Here is a 22,837-nt window from a genome sequence, read left to right as displayed (position 1 = left end):
AAGCTGCCGACTAGACGGGTGTCAAAACCCCATGGCCCGGAGGTGTGCGCAATGTCCAACAAGGTTTACGTCATCGGCGTCGGCATGACGAAGTTCGAGAAGCCGGGCCGCCGCGAGGGGTGGGACTACCCGGACATGGCCCGCGAGTCGGGGACCAACGCGCTGACCGATGCCGGCATCGACTACAGCGAAATCGAGCAGGGTTACGTCGGCTACGTGTACGGCGAGTCCACCGCCGGGCAGCGTGCCCTCTACGAACTGGGCTTGACCGGCATCCCGATCGTCAACGTCAACAACAACTGTTCGACCGGCTCCACCGCGCTGTTTCTGGCGGCCCAGGCGATTCGGGGCGGGTTGGCCGACTGCACCATTGCGCTGGGTTTCGAGAAGATGAAGCCCGGATCGCTGGCGACGACCTACGAAGACCGCACCAACCCGATGGACAAGCACGTCAAGGCGATGGCCGAAATCAGTGAGTTCGCCTTCCCGGCGGCACCCTGGATGTTCGGCGCGGCCGGCCGCGAGCACATGAAACAGTTCGGAACCAGCGCCGAACACTTCGCCAAGATCGGCTACAAGAATCACAAGCATTCGGTGAATAACCCGTTCGCGCAATTTCAGGACGAATACACCCTCGACGACATCCTGGCGGCGAAGATGATCTACGACCCGCTGACCAAGCTGCAGTGCTCGCCGACATCGGACGGGTCCGGCGCCGCGATCCTGGCCTCGGAAGGATTCGTCGACCGCCATGGACTCGCGGGTCAGGCGGTGGAGATCGTCGGGCAGGCGATGACCACCGACTTCAAATCCACCTTCGATGGCAGCGCGAAGGCGCTAATCGGCTACGACATGAATGTCCAAGCCGCGCAACGGGTTTACGATCAATCCGGGCTCGGCCCCGAGGACTTTCAGGTGATCGAGCTGCACGACTGCTTCTCGGCCAACGAGCTACTGCTCTACGAGGCTCTCGGACTGTGCGGCGAGGGTGAGGCGCCCAAGCTGATCGACAACGGCGACACCACCTACGGCGGACGCTGGGTGGTCAACCCGTCCGGTGGATTGATCTCCAAGGGGCACCCGCTGGGCGCGACCGGACTGGCGCAGTGTGCCGAGCTGAACTGGCAGTTGCGCGGCCAGGCCGACCGGCGTCAGGTCGACAACGTCACCGCCGCACTGCAACACAACATCGGGCTGGGCGGTGCCGCCGTCGTGACCGCGTACCAAAGGGCCGAACGCTGAGCGGCGCGGCGGGCGGGCTGGCCCAGGGGCATAAGCCGTGATCGAGTGGTCCGAAACCGACCTGATGATGCGCGACGCCGTTCGGCAGTTCGTGGACAAGGAGATCCGCCCGTACCTGGATGAGCTGGAAACCGGAGCGCTGTCGCCATATCCGATCGCCCGAAAGTTCTTCAGCCAGTTCGGCTTGGACGCCATGGCCGCCGAGGCGGTCAAGAAGATGCTGGACCGCGAGCGAGCCAGGTTGAACGGGGACAGCGCAGGCGAAAAAGCAGAGCGGGCAGGCGATTCCGGGGGCATGGGTGTCCAGGGCTCGATGATTGCGGTGCTGGTCTCCGAAATCGCCCGAGTCAGCATCGGGTTGCTGAGCACCGCGTCAGTCAGCCTCGGTTTGGGCGCGGCGACCATCATGAGCCGCGGCACGCTTGCGCAGCAGGAACGCTGGCTGCCCGAGTTGATGACGTTGGAAAAGATTGCGGCGTGGGCGATTACCGAGCCCGACTCCGGGTCGGACGCGTTCGGCGGCATGAAGACCTACGTCAAGCGCGACGGCGACGACTACATTTTGAACGGGCAGAAGACGTTCATCACCAACGGTCCCTACGCGGACGTCCTGGTTGTCTACGCGAAGCTGGACAACGGCGATACGACGCTGGATGCGGAAGACAAGCGCAACCGCCCAGTGCTGGTGTTCGTGCTCGACGCCGGCATGGAAGGCCTGACTCAGGGTAAACCGTTCAAAAAGATGGGCATGATGTCTTCGCCCACCGGGGAACTGTTCTTCGACAACGTTCGGCTAAGCCGGGACCGGTTGCTCGGCGAGAGCGAGCAGCATGCCGGCGGTGACGGCCGCGAAAGCGCCCGCGACAATTTCGCCGCTGAGCGGATCGGGATCGCGATGATGGCGCTGGGCATCATCGACGAGTGTCATCGGTTGTGCGTGGATTACGCCAAGAACCGCACATTGTGGGGCAAGAACATCGGGCAATTCCAGCTGATTCAGCTGAAGCTGGCGAAGATGGAGATCGCCCGGATGAATGTGCAGAACATGGTATTCATGACGATCGAGCGTCAGCAGGCCGGTAAGTCCCTGACCCTGGCCGAGGCGTCGGCGGTCAAGCTGTACGCCTCGGAGGCCGCCACCGAGGTGGCGATGGAGGCCGTGCAGTTGTTCGGCGGCAACGGCTATATGGCCGAATACCGGGTGGAGCAGCTGGCGCGGGATGCAAAATCATTGATGATCTACGCCGGCAGCAACGAGGTACAGGTCACCCACATCGCCAAGGGTCTGCTGGCCGGATGAGTTCGTCTGGCCGACACCGCGTCGGTTAGGCCACCACCCACACCGCCCGGGCGGCCGGACTGCCCAGATCGACCGTGGTCTCGGCGCCGTCGGACGATTCGATCGCGACCGAGATCATCCCGGCAAATTCCCGCCGGGTCAGCACCCGCAGCCGTGAGTCGAGGTTGATCCCAACGCTGGAGAAGTAGCGCAGCATTTCGGGGTCGGCGTCGGAAATCCGCGCCACCGTCGCGCTCTCGCCGTCGTCGCACACCCACAGCTGCCGCGCCGGAGGTGTGGGTATCTGGCCGTCGGAGGCCGGGATGGGGTCGCCGTGCGGGTCGCGTTGGGGGTATCCGAGCTTGGCGTCGATGCGCGCCACCAGCCGCTCCGACACCGCGTGCTCGAGCACCTCGGCCTCGTCGTGAACCTCGTCCCATCCGTAACCCAGCTCGTTGACCAGGAAGGTCTCCAGCAACCGGTGCCGGCGGACCACCGCCAGCGCCGCCCGTCGACCGGCTTCGGTCAGGCTCACCGCGCCGTACTTCGCGTGGTCGACAAGCCCTTGCTCGGCGAGTTTGCGGATCGACTCCGATGCGGTGCTGGCCGATACGCCGATCCGGTCGGCCAGCATCTTGGTGCTCACTTTCTGCGGCGTGCCGTCAGGGGACCACTCCTGGGCATTCCAGATGACCTTGAGGTAGTCCTGGCCGACCGCGGTAAGACCGCCAGCCTCGTCGTCAGCACTCACAACCGCAAAGTTTAGGCAAACTATCTCTGATCCGGTGGCGGACCGGCATCAGATTGGCGGGAATCGGCATCCATCGGCGCGCCGGGCGGCTGTGCACCGTAGGCTTGCGATCGTGCAGCGGTGGCGCGGCCAAGACGAGATCCCCACTGACTGGGGCAGGTGTGTTCTGACGATCGGGGTGTTCGACGGTGTGCACCGCGGTCATGCCGAATTGATCGCCCATGCGGTGAAGTCCGCCCGGGCACGCAACGTGCCGTCCGTGCTGATGACTTTCGATCCGCATCCGATGGAGGTGGTTTATCCGGGCAGCCATCCTGCCCAGCTGACCACCCTGACTCGCCGCGCCGAGTTGGTCGAGGAGCTTGGTATCGATGTCTTCCTGGTGATGCCGTTCACGACGGATTTCATGAAGCTCACCCCGGAGCGCTACGTGCACGAGCTGCTGGTGGAGAATCTGCACGTCGTCGAGGTCGTGGTGGGAGAGAACTTCACCTTCGGCAAGAAGGCGACCGGCACCGTCGACACCCTGCGCAAGGCCGGTGATCGGTTCGGGTTCGCGGTCGAAGCCATGTCGCTACTCTCGGAGCACCACAGCAACGAGACGGTGACGTTCTCGTCCACCTACATCCGGTCCTGCGTCGACGCCGGCGATGTGGTGGCGGCCATGGAGGCACTGGGCCGTCCGCACCGCGTCGAGGGCGTCGTCGTGCGGGGCGAGGGGCGGGGCATGGAGCTGGGATTCCCGACCGCCAACGTCGCGCCGCCGATGTATTCGGCGATCCCGGCCGACGGCGTGTACGCCGCGTGGTTCACCCTGCTCGGGCACGGGCCGGTGACCGGTACCGTCGTCCCGGGCGAGCGTTACCAGGCCGCGGTGTCGGTCGGCACCAACCCGACCTTCTCCGGGCGGACCCGCACCGTCGAGGCTTTTGTCCTGGACACGACGGCCGATCTCTATGGCCAGTACGTGGCGTTGGACTTCGTCGCGCGCATCCGCGGGCAGCGCAAGTTCGACTCGGTGAAGGATCTCGTCGAGGCGATGGGCACCGACACCGAACGGGCCCGCAGCACCCTCTCGGCCCAGGACTGATGCGCGGGAGGCGTCAGGCGGCGACCAGGTCGTCGATCTGGTTGATGGCCGACGAGGCGCCCTCGACGACGCCCATGTCGAGTACCTGCTGAAGCGCCTCGGCGGAGGAGTAGGTGCTCACGTAGGTCGCGCGAGTGCCGCCGTGGTGCGCGGCGAACGTATACACATTCCTCGAGACTGGGAGGTCGGTGTTCGGGTTGAAGTCCAGGTCGGCGAAGCCGTCGAGGAAGGAGAAGCTGGTCGGCTCGTCCACGGCCGTGATCTCCCAATACCCGGCGTACTTCTCGCCGTCCGGGCCGGTCATGAAATATGTCGTGCGACTTCCGGGGGTGAGGCTGTGGTCGACGACGGTCGCCGGGTGGGACGGCGGTCCCCACACCTTCTCCAACTGACGCGGGTCGGCATACACCTGCCAGATTCGGGCCACCGGCGCGGCGAAGTCCGCCGTGATGGTCAGCGTCAGGTTGTCCGGGTCGTGCTGGACATCGATCACGGGCATGGTTCAGTCCTCCTGGTTTGAGTCGGATGCGATGAGTTCGTCGACGCGGGCGATGCGATCCCGCCAGAGCGATTCGAGCTCGGTGAGCATGGCGGCCACCGACCGCACGGCCGCCACGTCACCGCTGGCCAGCTGCTGGCGACCGCTTCGTCGTTTGGTGAGCAGGCCGGCCTTTTCCAGCACGACGACGTGCTTCTGCACCGCGGCGAAGCTCATGTCGTACTTGAGTGCCAGTGCGGAAACCGAGTGCTCGCCGGCGAGTGTCCGGCGCATGATGTCGCGCCGGGTTCGGTCGGCGAGCGCGTGGAACAAGGCGTCCACCCGGTCTTCTTGGTCTACGGTCACCCCAGTAACCTACAACCAATTGGTTGTAGGTTGTCAAGGGTGTCGCGCGTCCTGCGATTTCGGTAGACGTCGCCGCCGCTGATAGACTCGCCAGCCGATAACGGTGTGCGCTGCAGTCCGCGGCGGCGATGCACGAGATTTTTTCGCGGCACCAATTGATGGAGATATTTTCGTGGCGCTTACTGCCGAGCAGAAGAAAGAAATTCTGAGCCAATACGGGCTGCATGACACCGATACCGGCTCGCCGGAGGCGCAGATCGCGCTGCTAACCAAGCGGATCGCCGACTTGACGGAGCACCTCAAGGTGCACAAGCACGATCACCACTCCCGGCGTGGCCTGTTGCTGCTGGTTGGACGCCGGCGCCGGCTGATCAAGTACATCTCGCAGATCGACGTCGAGCGTTACCGCTCGCTGATCGATCGCCTGGGCTTGCGTCGCTGACGCACGGTTCCGTCGGGTGACGTTCGCCCGTGTAGAGTAAGAGCGTTCTGGGCCGTCTGGCCCGAGCAAACGGTGCGGTCCGCGCAGATCCGCGTGTTCCGTTCCAGCGTGTCACTACGCATGTTCGTCAGAGCAGCCCAGTCTGCATCGGGCGGTCTTCGGTAGTGGCAGCCGGGCTCTCCGGATCTGGGGCAGGTCGGCTGCTTCGATCGACGGCCGTAGCCGCATTCAGACTCTCCTCTCGGGTAGCTCTCGAGGTACTCGCGCATGACGACGCGAAATAGCTGAATAACCCAGAGAGGCTGTACGGACACCCATGTCTGTAGCTGAAATTGATGAGGGCGTGTTCGAATCGACCGCCACGATCGACAACGGGAGCTTCGGTACCCGGACCATTCGTTTCGAGACCGGCCGGCTGGCCCTGCAGGCCGCCGGTTCCGTCGCCGCCTACCTCGACGACGAAAACATGCTGCTGTCCGCGACGACGGCAAGCAAGTCGCCCAAGGAACACTTCGACTTCTTCCCGCTCACGGTCGACGTCGAGGAGCGGATGTACGCCGCGGGCCGCATTCCCGGCTCCTTCTTCCGTCGCGAGGGACGTCCCTCCACCGACGCGATCCTGACCTGCCGGTTGATCGACCGGCCGCTGCGCCCGTCCTTCGTCGACGGCCTGCGCAACGAAATCCAGATCGTCGTGACGGTCCTGAGTCTGGACCCCAACGACCTGTACGACGTGCTGGCGATCAACGCCGCGTCGGCCTCCACCCAGCTGAGCGGCCTGCCGTTCTCGGGACCGATCGGTGGGGTGCGGGTCGCGCTGATCGACGGCACCTGGGTCGCGTTCCCGACGGTCGAGCAGCTCGACCGCGCCGTGTTCGACATGGTCGTCGCCGGACGCAAGGTCGGCGAGGGTGACAACAAAGACGTCGCGATCATGATGGTCGAGGCGGAGGCCACCGAGAACGTCATCGAACTCGTCGAAGGTGGCGCCCAGGCGCCGACGGAAACCGTTGTGGCCGAAGGACTTGAGGCTGCCAAGCCATTCATCGCCGCATTGTGCACCGCACAGGAGGAGTTGGCCGGCGCCGCCGCCAAGCCGACCGGCGAGTACCCCACATTCCCCGATTACGCCGAGGACGTCTACTACTCCGTCGCCTCGGTGGCCACCGACGAGCTGGCCAAGGCGCTGACCATCGGGAGCAAGGCCGAACGCGACGCGCGCACCGACGAGCTCAAAGCGGAAGTGCTGGCGCGGCTCGCCGACACCCATGAGGGCCGGGAAAAAGAGATCTCGGCGGCTTTCCGTTCGCTCACCAAAAAGCTGGTGCGCCAACGCATCCTGACCGACCACTTCCGTATTGACGGCCGTGGCATCACCGACATCCGGGCCCTGTCGGCCGAGGTCGCCGTCGTCCCCCGGGCGCATGGCAGCGCGCTGTTCGAACGCGGTGAAACCCAGATTCTGGGCATCACCACGCTGGACATGATGAAAATGGCTCAGCAGGTCGACTCGCTGGGACCCGAGACCACCAAGCGGTACATGCACCACTACAACTTCCCCCCCTACTCGACGGGTGAGACTGGCCGCGTGGGCTCACCCAAGCGCCGCGAGATCGGGCATGGCGCGCTCGCCGAGCGGGCGCTGATCCCGGTGCTGCCCAGCGTCGACGAATTCCCCTACGCCATCCGCCAGGTGTCGGAAGCGCTGGGCTCCAACGGTTCGACCTCGATGGGGTCGGTCTGCGCGTCCACGCTGGCGTTGCTGAATGCCGGTGTGCCGCTGAAGGCTCCGGTGGCCGGCATCGCGATGGGCCTGGTCTCCGACGACGTCGACGTGAATGGCAAGTCAGAGCGTCGCTTCGTCACGCTGACCGACATCCTGGGCGCCGAGGACGCGTTCGGCGACATGGACTTCAAGTGCGCGGGCACCAAGGACTTCGTGACCGCCCTGCAGTTGGACACCAAGCTCGACGGCATCCCGTCGCAGGTGCTCGCCGGTGCGCTGGCCCAGGCCAAGGATGCGCGTCTGACCATCCTCGAGGTGATGGCCGAGGCCATCGATGCGCCCGACGAGATGAGCCCGTACGCCCCACGCGTGACCACCATCAAGGTCCCGGTCGACAAGATCGGTGAGGTCATCGGGCCCAAGGGCAAGGTGATCAACGCGATCACCGAGGAGACCGGCGCGCAGATCTCCATCGAGGACGACGGCACCGTGTTCGTCGGCGCGACCGACGGCCCCTCGGCCCAGGCCGCGATCGACAAGATCAACGCCATCGCCAACCCGCAGCTGCCGACGGTCGGCGAGCGATTCCTCGGGACCGTCGTCAAGACAACGGATTTCGGCGCTTTCGTGTCGCTGCTGCCCGGCCGCGACGGTCTGGTGCACATCTCCAAGCTCGGCAAGGGCAAGCGCATCGCCAAGGTCGAGGACGTGGTCAACGTCGGCGACAAGCTGCGGGTGGAGATCGCCGACATCGACAAGCGGGGCAAGATCTCGCTGGTCCTGGTGGAAGAGGACAGCGCCGCACCCGTTGACGCCGGAGTTCCCGAGGAGGCCGCGCCAGCCGATGCCGCGACCGCCAGCAGCTGACGACGCGGCCGGGGCGCGCTCCGGCCGGGCGGGGGCGCTGCGGCGAGGTAAACAGGCCGTCAAGGCCCAGCCTGCGCCGCAAGAAACGTTGCGGCGCACCACATTGCCGGGCGGTTTGCGGGTGGTCACCGAATACCTGCCCGCGGTCCGTTCCGCGTCGGTCGGGGTGTGGGTGGGCGTCGGCTCGCGGGACGAAGGCGCCACCGTTGCCGGTGCGGCGCACTTCCTCGAACATCTACTGTTCAAGTCGACGCCTACCCGCACCGCGGTCGACATCGCTCAGGCGATGGACGCCGTCGGCGGCGAGCTGAACGCGTTTACCGCCAAGGAGCACACCTGCTACTACGCGCACGTGCTCGACAGTGACCTGGCGCTGGCCGTCGACCTGGTGGCCGACGTCGTCCTCAACGGCCGCTGCGCCGTCGAAGACGTCGAGCTGGAACGCGACGTCGTGCTGGAAGAGATCGCGATGCGCGACGACGACCCGGAGGACGCTCTCGGAGACATGTTCCTTTCGGCGCTGTTCGGGGATCATCCGGTCGGGCGGCCGGTCATCGGTACCGCGCAATCGGTGTCGGCGATGTCGCGCGCCCAGCTGCACTCGTTCCACGTGCGGCGCTACACACCGGAACGGATGGTCGTGGCGGTGGCCGGCAACGTCGACCACGACGAGGTGGTGGGGTTGGTTCGCGAGCACTTTGGGTCGCGCCTGGTGCGCGGGCGCCCACCCATATCGCCGCGCTCGGGTGCCGGACGGATCGCCGGCCGGCCGGGATTGGCGTTGGCAAAGCGCGAGGCCGAGCAGACTCACGTGTCGCTGGGTGTGCGCACGCCCGGGCGCGGTTGGGAGCATCGTTGGGCGTTGTCGGTGCTCAACACCGCCCTCGGTGGCGGGCTGAGCTCGCGGCTGTTCCAAGAAGTTCGGGAGCTGCGCGGGCTGGCCTACTCCGTCTTCTCGTCGGTCGACACCTTCTCCGACAGCGGCGCGCTGTCGGTGTACGCCGCGTGCCTGCCCGAGCGGTTCACCGACGTCGTGCGGATCACCAGCGCGGTGCTCGAATCGGTCGCGCGCGACGGCATCACCGAGGCGGAGTGTCGTATCGCCAAGGGCTCGTTGCGTGGCGGGATGGTCCTGGGGCTGGAAGACTCCAGTTCTCGTATGAGCCGCATCGGGCGTAGCGAGTTGAACTATGGCAAGCATCGCAGTATCGAGGACAGCCTTCGCAAGATCGACGCCGTCACCGTCGACGAGGTCAACACCGTGGCGAGCCGATTGTTGACCAAGCCTTACGGTGCGGCTGTCATGGGACCGTATGCGTCCAAACGATCACTGCCGCAACAACTTCGGGCGATGGTACGGTAGCTCAATGTTCGTCTCCTCACTCGCGCCGTGCCGGCGCTCGCCGTCGCCGGACTAGCCAGATGGTGCTGGGTTTTTGGGACATCCCGGTCCCGATCGTGGGTGCACCGATGGCCGGCGGGCCCGGCAGTCCGGCATTGGCGGCGGCGGTGTCCAATGCCGGCGGCCTCGGTTTCGTGCCCGCCGGCTACCTGAGCGCCGAACAGTTCGCCGCCGATGTCGCCGCGGCACGTGCCGCGACTACCGGCCCGATCGGCGTGAACCTGCTCGTGCCGCAACCCAGCGTTGCCGACTGGGTAGCGCTGGACTTCTACGCGGACGAACTCGAAGGCGTCGCCGAGCACTACCAGGTACACGTCGGCCGGCCCGAATACGGCCACGACGACGACTGGGCGCGCAAGCTCGAGGTGGTTGCCGACCTGCGCCCAGAGCTGGTGTCCTTCACCTACGGCGTGCCCTCACCAGACGTGATCCGCCGGTTCGGCGCGCTGGGATTGCTGGTGATGGTTACCGTGACCTCGCAGTACGAGGCTGGGGTGGCGGTCGCCGCGGGCGCGGACAGCCTGGTGGTCCAAGGCCCCGAGGCGGGGGGGAACCGCGCGACCTTCGCGCCCGACATGGAGCCAGGGAACGAATCGCTGCATCAACTGATCGACCGCATCCACCGGGCGCATCGCGACGTCCCGATCATCGCCGCCGGCGGGTTGGGCACCGCCGAGGATGTCGCCGGGGTGTTGCGCAGGGGAGCGGTGGCCGCGCAGGTGGGGACCGCGCTGCTGCTCAGCGACGAGGCCGCCACCAGCCCGGCCCATCGCGGCGCGATGAAGAACCAGCTGTTCGCCAGGACCATCGTTACCCGCGCCTTCTCGGGCCGCTATGCCCGCAGCCTGGAGAACGAATTCATCCGCCATTTCGACAACATCGCACCGCTGGGCTACCCCGAGGTCAACCAGATGACGCTGCCGATCCGCGAAGCCGCCGCCGAGCGGGAAGATCCGAACGGTATGAACCTTTGGGCGGGAACGTCTTTCCGCGAGGCGCGGCCGGGGCCGGTGGCCGATATTGTCGCGAGCCTCACACCCAACGACTAAGTGCCAGGACTGTCCCGCCGGCGGTTATTGCTGGCCGCCTCGACGGTTCCGGCGCTGAGCGCCTGCGCCACCGCACGCTCCGACCCGCCGCAGTTCTACGACCGCCTGGCCGAGCTCGAGCGCCAATACAACGCGTACATAGGGCTTTTCGCGACGAATGTGGGCTCGGGCCGCACCTTGGCGCATCGCGACGACGACCCGTTCGCGATGTGCTCGACGTTCAAGGCCTACGCCGCGGCGCGAGTGCTGCAGCAGGCGCAACGCGGCGAGTTGGATTTGCAGCAACGAATTTTCGTCGATCCGGCCGCACTGTTACCCAACTCGCCGGTCACCGCGCCACAGGCCGGCAACGCCATGCCGCTTGCGCAGCTGTGCGCGGCCGCATTGCAGCACAGCGACAACGCGGCAGCCAACCTGCTGCTGGCGCAGATCGGCGGACCGCCGGCCATCACCGACTTCGCCCGCTCCATCGGCGACCAGCGCACGCGGCTCGACCGGTGGGAGATCGACTTGAACACCGCTATCCCGGGCGACCCGCGCGATACCAGCACCCCGCGGGCCCTGGGCACCGGAATCCAAAGGCTGCTGACCGGAACGGTTCTCGGCGAGGCGCAGCGCAGCCAGCTAGAACGGTGGCTGCGTGACAATGTGACCTCGAGCATGCGGGCCGGCCTGCCGCCGGGATGGATTACCGCCGACAAGACCGGCAGCGGAAATTACGGCAGCACCAACGACGTAGGAATGGTCTACGGGCCGAGCGGGCAACGCGTGTCGCTGTCGCTGATGACGCGCTCGCAGTCGGCGAACGTCGACGCCGATGGGCTGCGGCCGCTGATCGCCGAGGTGACGAAATCGGTGCTGGGCTGCCTGGCCGGTCCGGGCTGAGCGTCAGCCCAGCACGCCGGCCGGCTCGGTGAACGGCAAATCCAGGTCGGCGGCCACCCGCTCGGACAACAGCGCGCCCCCATGCGTGGAAAGTCCCTTCGCCAGAGCGGGATCCGAGCGGCATGCCCCTCGCCAACCCTGCTCGGCGATCTTGAGCACGTACGGCATGGTGGCGTTCGTCAGCGCGTAGGTCGAGGTCTTCGGAACAGCGCTGGGCATGTTCGCCACGCAGTAAAACACTGTGTCATGCACCGCGAACGTCGGGTCGTCGTAGGTGGTGGGTCGCGAGTCCTCGAAGCAACCGCCCTGATCGATGGAAATGTCGACCAGCACGGCGCCGGGTTTCATCTGCGCCACAAGGGAATTCGTGATTAGTTTGGGCGCCTTGGCACCGGGCACCAAGACCGCGCCGATCACCAGGTCAGCTAGTTTGACCGCGCCCTCGAGCTCATAGGCCGATGAGTAGCGGGTCTGGACGCGGCCGGTGAACTCGGCGTCGAGCAGCCGCAGCTTGTTGACGTCGAGGTCGAGGACCCGCACGCTGGCCCCCATACCGCTGGCCACCCGGGCGGCGTTGTAGCCGGCGGTTCCGGCGCCGATGACCACCACATCGGCGGGTTTGACACCCGGCACGCCGCCCATCAGCACGCCGCGGCCACCGCCTGTGCGCATCAGGTGGTACGCCCCGATCTGGGCGGCCAGCCGGCCGGCCACTTCGCTCATCGGCGCCAGCAGGGGCAGTCCACCGTCGGCGGTTTGCACCGTCTCGTAGGCGATGGATGTTGCGCCGGACGCCATCAGCGCCTCCGTCCCGGCACGCGACGCGGCCAGGTGCAGATAGGTGAACAGCACCTGCCCCTGTCGGAGCAAGCCGTATTCGGATGGCATGGGCTCCTTCACCTTGAGCAGCAGGTCGGCGTTGGCCCAGACTTGCTCGGCGGTGCTGAGCAGCTGGGCACCCGCCGCCTTGAACTCCATGTCGGCGATCGCCGATCCGTCTCCGGCGCCGGCCTGAACCAGCACGTCGTGGCCGAGCCGGGTCAGTTCGGCGACCCCCGCCGGCGTAATGGCCACCCTGAATTCGTTGTTCTTGGTCTCGGTAGGAATGCCGACTCGCATGCTTCTAGTGTGAAGAAACTTCGACGAAGCGGCAAACAAGCTGATGTTAATTCTATATGATGCCTTCGTGACCGATAACCGCACGGATATCGCCGATACTCCGGGCGGTTCGTCGAAGAATGTTCGGCCCGCCGACCTCGACACCGTCGACCGCAAGATTCTGAGCCTGCTGCACGCCGACGCACGCATCACCAACAACGCACTTGCCGAGGCCGTCGGGATCGCCCCGTCGACGTGCCACGGCCGGGTGCGGCGCCTGGTGGACCTCGGTGTCATTCGCGGTTTCTACACCGACATCGACCCGGTGGCGGTGGGCATGCCGTTACAGGCCATGATTTCGGTGAACCTGCACTCCAATGCGCGCGGCAAGATCAGCAGCTTCATCCGCCAGATCCGGACCAGGCGACAGGTGATCGATGTGTATTTCCTCGCCGGTGCGGACGATTTCCTGCTCCACGTCGCGGCGCGCGACACCGAGGACCTGCGGTCGTTCGTGGTGGAAAACCTCAACGCCGACGCCGACGTGGCCGGCACCCAAACCTCGCTCATCTTCGAACATCTCCGCGGCGCCGCACCTATTTAACGGGCGGTTTGCTGTGGCTATGATCCACGAATGGGCGACCCGTGCGTAGCGGCCACGCCGACGGCGAGACGCGACCCCGCCGTAGCCGTCGTCGGAGCGGGTATGTCCGGGATGTGTGTCGCAATCGCCTTGCTGCGCAGCGGTATTGATGACGTCATCATCTACGAAAAAGCGCACGAGGTGGGCGGCACCTGGCGGGAGAACACCTATCCGGGTCTGGTCTGCGACATCCCCTCGAGGGTTTACCAGTACAGCTTCGCCAGGAATCCGAATTGGTCCCACCTGTTTTCGCCCGGAGACGAAATCCAGGCTTACTTTTGCGCCATTGCGGACCAATTTGGGCTGCGAGACCGGATCCGGTTCGACACCGAGATCACCCACGCCCGTTTCGAGGACGGCCGATGGCTGCTGCGCACCGATGCCGGAACGGAATCGAGGGTCGACTTTTTGATCTCGGCCACCGGTGTACTCCACCATCCGCGGATCCCGTCGATCGCGGGTCTGGGTAAGTTTGATGGACACGTTTTCCATTCCGCGCGCTGGGATCACGACGTGGCGGTGCGGGGCCGCCGTATCGCCGTGATCGGCAACGGATCCACCGGTGTCCAGCTGGTGTGCGGCTTGGCCGGCGTGGCGGGCAAGGTGTTGACGTTCCAGCGCACGCCGCAATGGGTGCTGCGGCTGGCGAATCCGCGCTATAGCAGGGTCACCACGATGATCCGGCGACGGCTTCCGTGGCTCGATCGGGCGGCGTACCGCACCTACAGCCGCGGCTACGACTTCTTCGCGGTGGGGCTGACCAAACCCGGATTTCGACGGTGGATCATGGCGGCGTTGTGCCGCGCCAGCCTTTGGGAGGTGCGCGATCGGCAGCTGCGCCGGGCCCTGACCCCCGACTACACACCGGCCTGCAAGCGGCTGGTGATGTCGAATGGCTTTTACCGTGCCATCCAGCGCGACGACGTCGAGCTGGTCACCACCGGTATCGATCATGTGGAGCGGCGTGGCATCGTGACCGACGACGGCATGCTGCACGAGGCCGACATCATCGTGTTGGCAACGGGATTCGACACCCACGCGTTCTTCCGGCCGCTGGAGCTGATCGGTCGCGATGGCATCGCCGCGAATGACGTCTGGCGCGACGGTCCACACGCTTACCAAACCGTGGCGTTGTCCGGGTTTCCCAACTTCTTCATGATGCTGGGACCGCACAGCCCGGTGGGCAACCTTGCTCTGACCACCGTCGCCGAATCGCAGGCCAACCACATCCTGGGCTGGATTGAGCGCTGGCGTCGCGGTGAATTCGACACGATCGAACCCACCGCGGCGGCGACCGAGCGGTTCAATGCCAAGCTGCGGGCCGCGATGCCGGACACAGTGTGGACGACCGGCTGCAACAGTTGGTACCTCAACAAGAACGGCGTGCCGGAGGTGTGGCCGCTGACGCCAGCCGAACATCGCAGGATGCTCTCCCACCCCGACACCGGCCAGTACGACCTGCGCCGTAACGTGTCGGCCCGCTGAGCAAAACCCGGTACCGGCGGTTTCGCATATTCGCCCACGAACTTATACTTGCCATGCCCGATGTTCGCTGACGACCTTCAAGTCCGGGTAAACGCTGAGGTAGGGGGCGTATGTTCACTGTCGACGACCGGGCCGTGGGGCCGCACTCAGGCAGGTCGGGTACATCCCTGGACCACGAACGTCTGATGCTCGAGGCGCGCGATGTCGCGTTCGACTGGGCCCGACTCCCGGTCCACTACGTGCCGAATGAACCATTCACCACCCACATGCTCAACGTCCTGCATTTGCTACTGCCCGCGGGCGAAGAGTTCTTCGTCGAGGTGTTCAAGAAGGCGTTGCCGTTGCTCAAGGACGACCAGTTGCGCCTGGATGTGCAGGGCTTCATCGGCCAGGAGTCGGTGCACTCACAGGCCCACTCGGGGGTGCTGGACCGTTTCGACGCCCAAGGTATCGACGTGACGCCCTACACCGACCAGATTCGGTGGATGTTCGAGAAGGTGCTCGGAGATCGCCCCGGATGGAGTGCGCGGCGCCAGCACAGCTGGCTGGTCGAGCAGGTGTCGTTCATCTCGGCGATCGAGCACTACACCGCCATCCTCGGCGAATGGATTCTGAACACCCCGGCGCACGACGCGATCGGTACGGACCCGGTGATGCTGGACATGCTGCGCTGGCACGGTGCCGAGGAGGTCGAGCACAAGGCGGTCGCCTTCGACACGATGCAACACCTGCAGGCCGGCTACTGGCGTCGGGTGCGGGCCCAGTTGGTCGTGTCGCCGGCCATGTTGCTGTTGTGGATTCGCGGTGTGCGCTACCTGTACTCGGTGGACCCACAGTTGACGCCGGGCACCAAGCCGCGCTGGCGGGACTACTTCCGGGCCGCCCGCCGGGGCCTGTTGCCGGGGCCGCTGCGCTTCGTGCGGGGTATCACGAACTACTACCGGCCGGGGTTCCATCCGTCCCAACTGGGTGGAGTCGGGTTGGCGGTCGATTATCTGGCCGTGTCGCCGGCGGCACGGGCGTCGCGCTGACCCATGGCGAGCGACTCCGAATTCATGACGTCCGACGGCGTGGTGCTGGCCGTCCATCGTTACACGGACATCGACCCGCGGCGGCCGACCATCGTGGCCATCCACGGCTGGCCCGACAACCACCATGTCTGGGATCCGGTCGCCGAGGAATTCGTCGGCAATTACCCCGGCCGCTACAACGTGGTCGCCTACGATGTGCGTGGCGCAGGCGAATCATCAAGTCCGGCAAAACGTTCCGGGTACGCCTTCGCCCATCTAATCTCGGACCTAGCCGCGGTGATCGACGACTTGGGCGTCGAGCGCGTCCACCTGCTGGCGCACGACTGGGGCTCAATTCAGGCCTGGGCGGCGATCACCGACCAATCGGTGATGAGCAAAATCGCCTCGTTGACTTCGATTTCGGGACACATTTGCAATACGCCGGTGCCTTTCTGCGTTCGGCGCGTACGCCGCGGACACTGGCCCAGGTCGCCGGGCAGCTGCTGGGTTCGGCCTACATCGGTCTGTTCTTGTGCCCTGGTCTGCCGGAGCTGGTGTTTCGCTCCCGGATAGGGGTGAAAGTCGTTGAGGCCATCGAACGTATCGGGCGATCGAGTACGCGCAGTCAACGGCGTGTAACGCCGCGGTCGATGGCCGACTACATCAACGGGCTCAATCTGTACCGCGCCAACATGCCCGCGCCCATGTTGGCGCCCGGCCGTGATTTGCCGAAGACCGACGTCCCGGTCCAGGTACTGGTGCCCCGCCGAGACCTGTTCGTCACCCCGGCGCTGCAACGGTTCACCGGCGCGATTCCGGCTGACAGCCGGGTTGTTTCGATCGAAGGCGGGCATTGGGTGGTGACGTCGCGGCCCGACGTCATCGCCCGGTTGACCAGTGAATGGATTGATCGAGACGCCGGGATGGTCATGGGGCATGGTGGTCCCGGCGAAATAGCGGGGCAGCTCGCGCTGGTCACCGGGGCGGGCGCCGGCATCGGCCGGGCCACCGCGGTGGAGTTGGCCCGCCACGGTGCGCGCAAGGTGATCATCGTCGACCGAAACATGGCCGCCGCCAACGAGACCGCCGATGCCGTCCGCGCCGCGTGCGCCGAGGCGGCGGTTTACCAGGCCGATGTCAGCGACGAAGAGACGATGAATATTCTTGCCGCACAAGTACTCAACGACCACGGTGTGGTGGACATCCTGGTGAACAACGCGGGGATCGGGATGGCCGGGCGATTCCTGGAGACCAGTCCGCAGAACTGGGAAGACATCATCGGGGTCAACCTGCGTGGCGTCATCGCCGGCAGCAGGGCATTCGGTGCGCAGATGGTGGAGCGCGGCGCGGGTGGGACGATCGTCAACGTGTCGTCCGCGTCGGCGTACCTGCCGTCGAAATCCATGGTCGCCTACAGCACCACCAAGGCAGCAGTGCTCGCGTTCAGCGAATCGTTGCGCGCCGACTTCGCCGACGAGGGGATCAGCGTCACCGCGGTCTGCCCCGGCTTTGTCAACTCCGACATCGCCAAGAACACCATCTACGCCGGGATGTCGGGCGACGAACAGGAGCGCGCCCGGGCCAAGGCCGCAGCCAGCTACCGCCGGCGAAACTACACACCGGAAGCCACCGCCGCCGCAATCGTCAAGGCCATCAAGACCGGTCCCGCGGTGGTGCCGATCGCCGCCGAGGCCAGGATCGGCTACGCGATGCGCCGGATCAGCCCGTCGCTGATCCGGCTGCTCGCGCGGGTGGATATTCGTCCGAAGTAGGGGAAGTTGGGGAGGTAGGGGACTGACTGTGCGGGAAAGCCTTTGGGACAGCAGGCCCGTCGACCTCTATGGGCGTCGCGCCCACGACAGGCTGGGCTCGGTGTTGTGCGGCGTCCGTAAGGTGTTCGACGGATTCAACTCCGTGTCACGATGGGAGCCGTCCCGAATCGCTCCGGTGCGGCGCACCCGGTCCGCAGTCGTCGCCAGACGGGAATTCGTCGCGCCCGACGTGGTCGCCCTGACACTGGCCGACCCGGACGGTGGGCTATTGCCGTCCTGGACGCCCGGCGGGCATATCGACGTGGTGCTGCCCTCCGGGCGGCGACGGCAATATTCGTTGTGCGGTCCGCCCGAGCGGCGCACCGACTACCGAATCGCCATCCGCCGGATCGCCGACGGCGGCGGCGGTTCGATCGAAATGCATGATGGGTTCCGGGTGGGCGACCGACTGGCGTTCGAAGGTCCGCGCAACGCGTTCTATCTCGGCACGGCGGAGCGCGAGGTGCTGTTCGTGATCGGCGGCATCGGCGTCACGCCGATCCTGCCGATGATGCAGGTAGCCCAGCGACGGGGAATCGATTGGCGCGCAGTCTATGCCGGGCGCAGCCGGAAGTACATGCCGTTGCTGGACGAGGTGTTGTCGGTGGCCCCGCAGCGGGTGCGAGTGTGGGCCGACGACGAACACGGCCGGTGCGCCGCGGTCGACGAGCTCTTGGCCGGCGCCGGGCCGGCGACGGCCGTTTATGTGTGCGGCCCGTCCGGCATGCTCGAGGCGGTACGGACTGCCCGTAACGAACACGCCAACGCGCCGCTGCATTACGAGCGGTTCAGCCCGCCGCCCGTTGACGGGGCGCCCTTCGAACTCGAGCTGGCGCGGTCGCAATGTGTGCTACAGGTACCCGCCAACCGCTCCGCGCTGGACGTGATGCGTGACCACGATTCGAGCACCCCGTACTCTTGCCAGCAGGGCTTCTGCGGGACATGCAAGGTGAAAGTGCTTGCCGGACAAGTCGATCACCGCGGCCGAATGGCAGTCGATGGCGACGAAATGCTGGTGTGCGTGTCGCGGGCCGAACGCGGCCGGCTCGTCATCGACGCCTGAGAACGCCTTAACGCCGCGGCGACTGCTCGAGGTAGGTGACCAGGGCGTTGACCAAGCCGCGGCGGGCCACATCCAGATCGACGTAAGAACCCAGTTGGCGCTCTGAGACCAGGCCGCGCATCGCGCCAGGAATGAGCGCCGCCACCTCGCGCACCCGATCCGGATCGACATCGAGACCGGCGAAGGCGTTCTGGCAGGTTTCCAGCCAGCTCTTGCCCCAGGAAAACAACTCGGCGGCGGTGCGCGGGTACAGCCGCTCGAGCTCGTCGGGGTTGCGCGGCAGGGCCGCACGCAGATTTTCGATCGCGCGAGAATCCGCCGATGCCAGGCCGCGGTAGAGCGTCTCGATGATGCCGCTGACGCGCTCACGCAGCGGGGTGTCGGGAGACACCGGAGTCGACAGCGCCGAGAATGTGCCTTGACGCCGCTCGGCGGTGCGATGCAGCACCGCGGCCCAGAAACCGTCGGTGTCGCCGAACTGGTACTGCACCGCGCCCCACGTGGCGCCGATCTCCTTGGCGATGCGGTTGGCCGACACCGATCCCGGTTCGCCCGAGGCGAGCGATCGCAATGCGGCCTCGAGCATGTTCTCCCGGGTCGCGCTGCCGCGCCGGTTGGGACGGCGGCCGACGATGCCCGCCTTCGAAATGTGCTGGGTAGCCCGCTGCGCCATCGGCCGATCGTAATCGATTTCTTGCGTGGGGCGGGGGGACCGATTATCTTTTCATAGAGGGTACGTTGATTATTGGGCGGCGGGGGCGATCACTCGTACGCGAGGAGGACAGCGCAGATGGGTGAGTTCGGTGGCTAAGCCGCCGTTGTCGATGAAACCGACCGGATGGTTCCAGGTCGCCTGGTCCGACGAGATCGGTGTCGCCGACGTCCACAAGATGAAGTATTTCGACCAGGAAATGGTCGCGTGGCGGGCGGAGTCCGGCCAACTCACCGTCATGAATGCCTACTGCGAGCATCTGGGGGCACATCTGGGATACGGCGGCAAGGTCGTCGGCGAGGTGTTGCAATGCCCATTTCACGGGTGGCAGTGGAGCAGTGAGGGACGCAATGTTTGTATCCCGTACCAGGACCGCCCCAACCGCGGCCGGCGGATACGCACCTATCCCGTGGTGGAGCGCAACGACTCGGTCTACATCTGGCACGACGTCGAGCGGCGGGCGCCGTTCTTCGATCCCCCGGACGTGTTCGCCGCCTTTCCCGACGGCAGCAGTGCGGACGGCTACCATCCGCAGCAACGGTTGTACCGCGCGGGGCTGGAATTGCATCCGCAGTACGTGCTCGAGAACGGGGTCGACTTCGCGCACTTCAAGTTCGTGCACAACACACCCATCGTTCCGGTATTCACCCGCCACGACTTCGCCGGCCCGGTGTCCTTCGTCGACTTCACCATCACCTTCGAGGGCGACGACGGTCAGAAGATAGAGGACGTCAACAGCGGTGTGGAGGCGATCAACGGCGGGCTGGGCATCGCCGTGACCAAGAGCTGGGGCATGATCGACAACCGCACAATTTCGGCGGTCACGCCGGTCGACGAGTTCACCTCCGACGTCCGGTTCATGGTCTACATCGGCCGGGCGCCGGGCAAAGACCCGGACCGCGCCGAACGCAAGGCGGCGGAGTTCGGGCGTGAGGTCATTCGGCAGTTCGAGCAGGACATCGAAATCTGGCAGCACCAGCGTTACTCCGACCCGCCCGCATTGGCGACCGACGAGTATGCGGGCTTCACCGCAATTCGCAAGTGGGCCAAGCAGTTTTATCCCGAGGCATTCATATCGCAGGAAGGCTTGAGGCAATGAGTACAGCACCGATTCGCGTCTTCCAGGTCGGAAGCGGCAACGTCGGCTCGGAGATGATCAGGCGGATCGCGGCCCAGCCCGATCTGGACTTAATTGGCGTGCACTGCTATTCGCAGGAGAAGGTAGGTAAGGACACCGGCGAGTTTGCCGGCTTACCGGCCAACGGGGTGAAGTTCACCGGGACCATCGAAGAGATCATCGCCGCGAAGCCCGATGTGCTGACCTTTCACGGCGTTTTTCCCGACGAAGACCTCTACGTCAAAGTGCTCGAGGCGGGAATCGACATCGTCACCACCGCCGACTGGATCACCGGATGGCACCGCGACACCAATCATCCGCACCCGTCCGGCAAACTGGTGACCCAACTCCTGGCCGAGGCGTGCGAGAAGGGCGGCGCAACCTTCTACGGCACCGGGATGAACCCGGGACTCAACCAAATCCTCGGCGTCGTATGCTCGGCCGACGTCGCCGAGATCGAAAACGTCACGACCATTGAGTCCGTCGATGTGTCGTGTCACCACTCCCGAGACACCTGGATCGAGGTGGGTTATGGCCTGCCGGTGGATCATCCGGAGATCCCGGGGAAACTGGAGAAATACACGCGGGTGTTCGCCGACAGCGTGCTGATGATGGCCGACTGCTTCGATCTTCAACTCGACGAGGTCAAGTTCAGCTACGAATTGGGCGCCTGTACGAAGGATGTCGACCTGGGCTGGTACACCTTGCCGAAGGGATCGCTGGGTGGCAACTACATCAAGTACCAAGGCATGGTGAACGGGGTACCGCGGGTCGAGACACACCTGGAATGGCAGATGACGCCGCACACCGATCCGCATTGGGACATCAAGGGTTGCTACATCACTCAGATCAAGGGTGACCCGTGCATCTACAACAAACACATGATTTTCCCTAAGCCCGGCGTGGACCTGTCCAACCCCGAGAACTTCGCCTCGATCGGCATGACCGTCACGGGTATGCCCGCGCTGGCGGCGATCAGGTCGGTCGTGGCCGCGCCGCCAGGCCTGATTACCAGCGGTGACCTTCCGCTGCGCGCGTTTGCGGGCCGATTCAAGAAGTAGCGGCTAGTCCCGAGTGAGCCGGAGCATGCTGATGGCGTCATCAATTGCGGCTTCCAGGTAACTCCGATCGCCGGTGGCCAGCAGTATTTCGGCTCCTCCCTGAACGCCGGCCAGCAACGCCGCCGCGCTTTGATCCGCGTCGATGTCGTCGGGTGCCCTGCCGTCACGCTGTAAGCGGCGAATAGCCGTGGCGATCTGATCGTGCCAACGCCGCACCAGCGCCGGCGTGACGGCCTGCCTACCCTGCGACACCGTCGCCGCCGCCTCGAGCAACGATGCCCAAATCCGCGGATCCGTCGGTTCGGGCACCGGACGCTCGTCGCTCATGAGGGGTCCACGTCATTTCCCTGACGTCGCTGGGTGCCGCGCATGACCATTCATCAACAGCTGAAGCTACAGGCAGCTGCGGTCGCTGCTTAGCTGCCGAGACAGACTCGGCAGTTGACTGTACTTATTACGAACGATTCCGGTCCAGGATGACTATTTACCGGCCGTTCGCAGTGCGTTGATCGCACCGTCGATGGCGGCTTCGAGGAAGGTCGCGTCGCCGATCGTCAGCAGGATTCCGGCGCCGCCCTGAATGCCGGCCAACAGAGCGGCCGCGGTGCGGTCGGCATCGACGCGGCGATCGATCTTGTCCTGGTGCTGCATACTTCGAATGCCCGCGGTGATCTGGACGCGCAGTTGCCGGATCAGTGCCGCCATGACATCCTGCGCGTCCGGCGACGTACGGCCCAGATCGGACATGAGGATCGCGTTCGGGCGACTTCGTGCCTGGACCCGGCAGCGCTCGACAACGGCGTTACGCCACCGTTGCCACCCGGCCCACGAGGTCAGCTCGTCCAGATACGGCTGGTGGTCGGCCAGCACGAAATCCGCTTCATGCTGAGCCACTGCCAACAACAAGTCCTCCCGGCCACCCGGAAAGTAATGGAAGAGCTGGCTCTTCGACGTTCGGGTACGGGCGAGGATGTTGTCGAGGGTGGTCAACACGACACCGTTGGCACGAATCTCCTCGGCTGCGCCCTCGATGATCCGGCGACGCGTGGCGATGCCCTTCCCAGTGAATTTTTGGACTTGCGAGTCCATTTTTTTCGACTCAGACTCCGGAGTCATGCTTTACCACCCTACGCCAGGGGTGGGACGCGTAGCCATATTCGCCAGCGGTGTCATCGGTCCGAGTCGGCAATTGTTCAGTCGCTGACGACAATGACGAAGGGACGGAAGTGATTACATGTAACATCGCCGCGCCATCCCGCG

The 22,837-nt window shown here is 65.3% G+C and carries 21 protein-coding genes and 1 pseudogene; 15 read left to right on the top strand and 7 right to left on the bottom strand.

The genetic code is table 11. The annotated features are described in order from the left end of the window. Nucleotides 1-51: 51 nt before the first annotated feature. Together G6N33_RS02920 and G6N33_RS02915 are read left to right on the top strand one after the other, a co-directional pair. Nucleotides 52-1,242, top strand: a complete 1,191-nt coding sequence (locus G6N33_RS02920; RefSeq protein ID WP_044510932.1) for a lipid-transfer protein — start codon at nucleotides 52-54, stop codon at nucleotides 1,240-1,242. A 37-nt stretch (nucleotides 1,243-1,279) separates the two neighbouring features. Then, nucleotides 1,280-2,542 carry an acyl-CoA dehydrogenase family protein gene (locus tag G6N33_RS02915; RefSeq protein WP_044510934.1) on the top strand — a complete coding sequence of 421 codons (1,263 nt, stop codon included), beginning with the start codon at nucleotides 1,280-1,282 and terminating at the stop codon, nucleotides 2,540-2,542. Nucleotides 2,543-2,567: 25 nt separating this feature from the next. Here G6N33_RS02915 and mntR read toward each other — a convergent pair whose 3' ends face one another. After that, nucleotides 2,568-3,272, bottom strand: coding sequence for a manganese-binding transcriptional regulator MntR (gene mntR / locus G6N33_RS02910; RefSeq protein ID WP_061559009.1), 705 nt, complete (start codon nucleotides 3,270-3,272; stop codon nucleotides 2,568-2,570). Nucleotides 3,273-3,384: 112 nt separating this feature from the next. Here mntR and G6N33_RS02905 point away from each other — a divergent pair, with 112 nt between their 5' ends. Beyond that, nucleotides 3,385-4,362 (top strand): bifunctional riboflavin kinase/FAD synthetase, encoded by a 978-nt coding sequence (locus tag G6N33_RS02905; protein WP_044510939.1) that lies wholly within the window; start codon nucleotides 3,385-3,387, stop codon nucleotides 4,360-4,362. Between the two features lie 13 nt (nucleotides 4,363-4,375). Here the strand turns inward: G6N33_RS02905 and G6N33_RS02900 are convergent, their stop codons facing one another. Next, the gene (locus tag G6N33_RS02900) at nucleotides 4,376-4,861 is read right to left on the bottom strand and encodes an SRPBCC family protein (RefSeq protein WP_044510941.1); all 486 of its coding nucleotides are present in this window, start codon (nucleotides 4,859-4,861) and stop codon (nucleotides 4,376-4,378) included. A gap of 3 nt (nucleotides 4,862-4,864) precedes the next feature. Then, nucleotides 4,865-5,206: an ArsR/SmtB family transcription factor gene (locus tag G6N33_RS02895; protein WP_044510943.1), complete on the bottom strand. Its 342-nt coding sequence runs from the start codon at nucleotides 5,204-5,206 to the stop codon at nucleotides 4,865-4,867. A gap of 172 nt (nucleotides 5,207-5,378) precedes the next feature. On the opposite strand from G6N33_RS02895, the gene rpsO reads away from it, so the two are divergent. The 5 genes from rpsO (at nucleotide 5,379) to bla (ending at nucleotide 11,577) form a co-directional block, all read left to right on the top strand. After that, entirely contained in the window at nucleotides 5,379-5,648 is a 270-nt protein-coding gene (gene rpsO, locus G6N33_RS02890; protein ID WP_044513170.1) for a 30S ribosomal protein S15, read from the top strand. A 316-nt stretch (nucleotides 5,649-5,964) separates the two neighbouring features. Then, nucleotides 5,965-8,241, top strand: a complete 2,277-nt coding sequence (locus tag G6N33_RS02885; protein WP_044510944.1) for a polyribonucleotide nucleotidyltransferase — start codon at nucleotides 5,965-5,967, stop codon at nucleotides 8,239-8,241. After that, complete coding sequence (locus G6N33_RS02880) at nucleotides 8,219-9,604, top strand: M16 family metallopeptidase (protein ID WP_081662248.1); 1,386 nt, start codon at nucleotides 8,219-8,221, stop codon at nucleotides 9,602-9,604. Before G6N33_RS02885 ends, G6N33_RS02880 begins: the two co-directional genes overlap by 23 nt. 59 nt (nucleotides 9,605-9,663) lie before the next feature. Further along, nucleotides 9,664-10,692 (top strand): nitronate monooxygenase, encoded by a 1,029-nt coding sequence (locus G6N33_RS02875; RefSeq protein ID WP_044510946.1) that lies wholly within the window; start codon nucleotides 9,664-9,666, stop codon nucleotides 10,690-10,692. Beyond that, nucleotides 10,693-11,577: a class A beta-lactamase gene (gene bla / locus G6N33_RS02870; protein WP_044510948.1), complete on the top strand. Its 885-nt coding sequence runs from the start codon at nucleotides 10,693-10,695 to the stop codon at nucleotides 11,575-11,577. A gap of 3 nt (nucleotides 11,578-11,580) precedes the next feature. Here the strand turns inward: bla and ald are convergent, their stop codons facing one another. Beyond that, nucleotides 11,581-12,696 carry an alanine dehydrogenase gene (gene ald / locus G6N33_RS02865; RefSeq protein WP_044510950.1) on the bottom strand — a complete coding sequence of 372 codons (1,116 nt, stop codon included), beginning with the start codon at nucleotides 12,694-12,696 and terminating at the stop codon, nucleotides 11,581-11,583. 43 nt (nucleotides 12,697-12,739) lie between these two features. Here ald and G6N33_RS02860 point away from each other — a divergent pair, with 43 nt between their 5' ends. From G6N33_RS02860 to G6N33_RS02840, 5 genes and pseudogenes are all read left to right on the top strand, one after another. Beyond that, complete coding sequence (locus G6N33_RS02860) at nucleotides 12,740-13,279, top strand: HTH-type transcriptional regulator AldR (RefSeq protein ID WP_044510952.1); 540 nt, start codon at nucleotides 12,740-12,742, stop codon at nucleotides 13,277-13,279. Nucleotides 13,280-13,309: 30 nt separating this feature from the next. Further along, nucleotides 13,310-14,803, top strand: coding sequence for a flavin-containing monooxygenase (locus G6N33_RS02855; protein ID WP_044510954.1), 1,494 nt, complete (start codon nucleotides 13,310-13,312; stop codon nucleotides 14,801-14,803). A 110-nt stretch (nucleotides 14,804-14,913) separates the two neighbouring features. Next, nucleotides 14,914-15,834, top strand: a complete 921-nt coding sequence (locus G6N33_RS02850; RefSeq protein ID WP_044510956.1) for a metal-dependent hydrolase — start codon at nucleotides 14,914-14,916, stop codon at nucleotides 15,832-15,834. 3 nt (nucleotides 15,835-15,837) lie between these two features. Beyond that, nucleotides 15,838-17,585 (top strand): annotated as a pseudogene (locus G6N33_RS02845) (SDR family oxidoreductase). A gap of 22 nt (nucleotides 17,586-17,607) precedes the next feature. Then, nucleotides 17,608-18,687 (top strand): PDR/VanB family oxidoreductase, encoded by a 1,080-nt coding sequence (locus G6N33_RS02840; protein WP_081662249.1) that lies wholly within the window; start codon nucleotides 17,608-17,610, stop codon nucleotides 18,685-18,687. A gap of 7 nt (nucleotides 18,688-18,694) precedes the next feature. On the opposite strand, the gene G6N33_RS02835 is transcribed toward G6N33_RS02840, so the two are convergent. Continuing rightward, nucleotides 18,695-19,273: a TetR/AcrR family transcriptional regulator gene (locus tag G6N33_RS02835; RefSeq protein WP_044513173.1), complete on the bottom strand. Its 579-nt coding sequence runs from the start codon at nucleotides 19,271-19,273 to the stop codon at nucleotides 18,695-18,697. A gap of 217 nt (nucleotides 19,274-19,490) precedes the next feature. On the opposite strand from G6N33_RS02835, the gene G6N33_RS02830 reads away from it, so the two are divergent. Beyond that, the gene (locus tag G6N33_RS02830; RefSeq protein WP_044513175.1) at nucleotides 19,491-20,498 is read left to right on the top strand and encodes a Rieske 2Fe-2S domain-containing protein; all 1,008 of its coding nucleotides are present in this window, start codon (nucleotides 19,491-19,493) and stop codon (nucleotides 20,496-20,498) included. Further along, the gene (locus tag G6N33_RS02825; protein WP_044510960.1) at nucleotides 20,495-21,577 is read left to right on the top strand and encodes an NAD(P)H-dependent amine dehydrogenase family protein; all 1,083 of its coding nucleotides are present in this window, start codon (nucleotides 20,495-20,497) and stop codon (nucleotides 21,575-21,577) included. The genes G6N33_RS02830 and G6N33_RS02825 overlap by 4 nt, the downstream gene beginning before the upstream one ends. Nucleotides 21,578-21,580: 3 nt before the next feature. Here the strand turns inward: G6N33_RS02825 and G6N33_RS02820 are convergent, their stop codons facing one another. Together G6N33_RS02820 and G6N33_RS02815 are read right to left on the bottom strand one after the other, a co-directional pair. Beyond that, complete coding sequence (locus G6N33_RS02820) at nucleotides 21,581-21,904, bottom strand: TetR family transcriptional regulator C-terminal domain-containing protein (protein ID WP_049919266.1); 324 nt, start codon at nucleotides 21,902-21,904, stop codon at nucleotides 21,581-21,583. A 153-nt stretch (nucleotides 21,905-22,057) separates the two neighbouring features. Beyond that, nucleotides 22,058-22,666, bottom strand: coding sequence for a TetR/AcrR family transcriptional regulator (locus G6N33_RS02815; protein ID WP_044510962.1), 609 nt, complete (start codon nucleotides 22,664-22,666; stop codon nucleotides 22,058-22,060). Between the last annotated feature and the right edge of the window lie 171 nt (nucleotides 22,667-22,837).

Origin of the sequence: Mycobacterium simiae, from assembly GCF_010727605.1 — a bacterium.
GTDB classification, from domain to species: Bacteria; Actinomycetota; Actinomycetes; order Mycobacteriales; family Mycobacteriaceae; genus Mycobacterium; species Mycobacterium simiae.
The sequence above is the reverse complement of the archived record's forward strand: the minus strand, read 5'-3'. Positions and strand labels throughout refer to the sequence as shown.

Coding starts and splice junctions, on each gene's coding strand:
- G6N33_RS02920 (WP_044510932.1), top strand. CDS start 52: ATGTCCAACAAGGTTTACGTCATCGGCGTCGGCATGACGAAGTTCGAG.
- G6N33_RS02900 (WP_044510941.1), bottom strand. CDS start 4,861: ATGCCCGTGATCGATGTCCAGCACGACCCGGACAACCTGACGCTGACC.
- G6N33_RS02885 (WP_044510944.1), top strand. CDS start 5,965: ATGTCTGTAGCTGAAATTGATGAGGGCGTGTTCGAATCGACCGCCACG.
- G6N33_RS02880 (WP_081662248.1), top strand. CDS start 8,219: ATGCCGCGACCGCCAGCAGCTGACGACGCGGCCGGGGCGCGCTCCGGC.
- G6N33_RS02875 (WP_044510946.1), top strand. CDS start 9,664: ATGGTGCTGGGTTTTTGGGACATCCCGGTCCCGATCGTGGGTGCACCG.
- ald (WP_044510950.1), bottom strand. CDS start 12,696: ATGCGAGTCGGCATTCCTACCGAGACCAAGAACAACGAATTCAGGGTG.
- G6N33_RS02860 (WP_044510952.1), top strand. CDS start 12,740: ATGTTAATTCTATATGATGCCTTCGTGACCGATAACCGCACGGATATC.
- G6N33_RS02855 (WP_044510954.1), top strand. CDS start 13,310: ATGGGCGACCCGTGCGTAGCGGCCACGCCGACGGCGAGACGCGACCCC.
- G6N33_RS02850 (WP_044510956.1), top strand. CDS start 14,914: ATGTTCACTGTCGACGACCGGGCCGTGGGGCCGCACTCAGGCAGGTCG.
- G6N33_RS02835 (WP_044513173.1), bottom strand. CDS start 19,273: ATGCTCGAGGCCGCATTGCGATCGCTCGCCTCGGGCGAACCGGGATCG.
- G6N33_RS02825 (WP_044510960.1), top strand. CDS start 20,495: ATGAGTACAGCACCGATTCGCGTCTTCCAGGTCGGAAGCGGCAACGTC.
- G6N33_RS02820 (WP_049919266.1), bottom strand. CDS start 21,904: ATGAGCGACGAGCGTCCGGTGCCCGAACCGACGGATCCGCGGATTTGG.
- G6N33_RS02815 (WP_044510962.1), bottom strand. CDS start 22,666: ATGGACTCGCAAGTCCAAAAATTCACTGGGAAGGGCATCGCCACGCGT.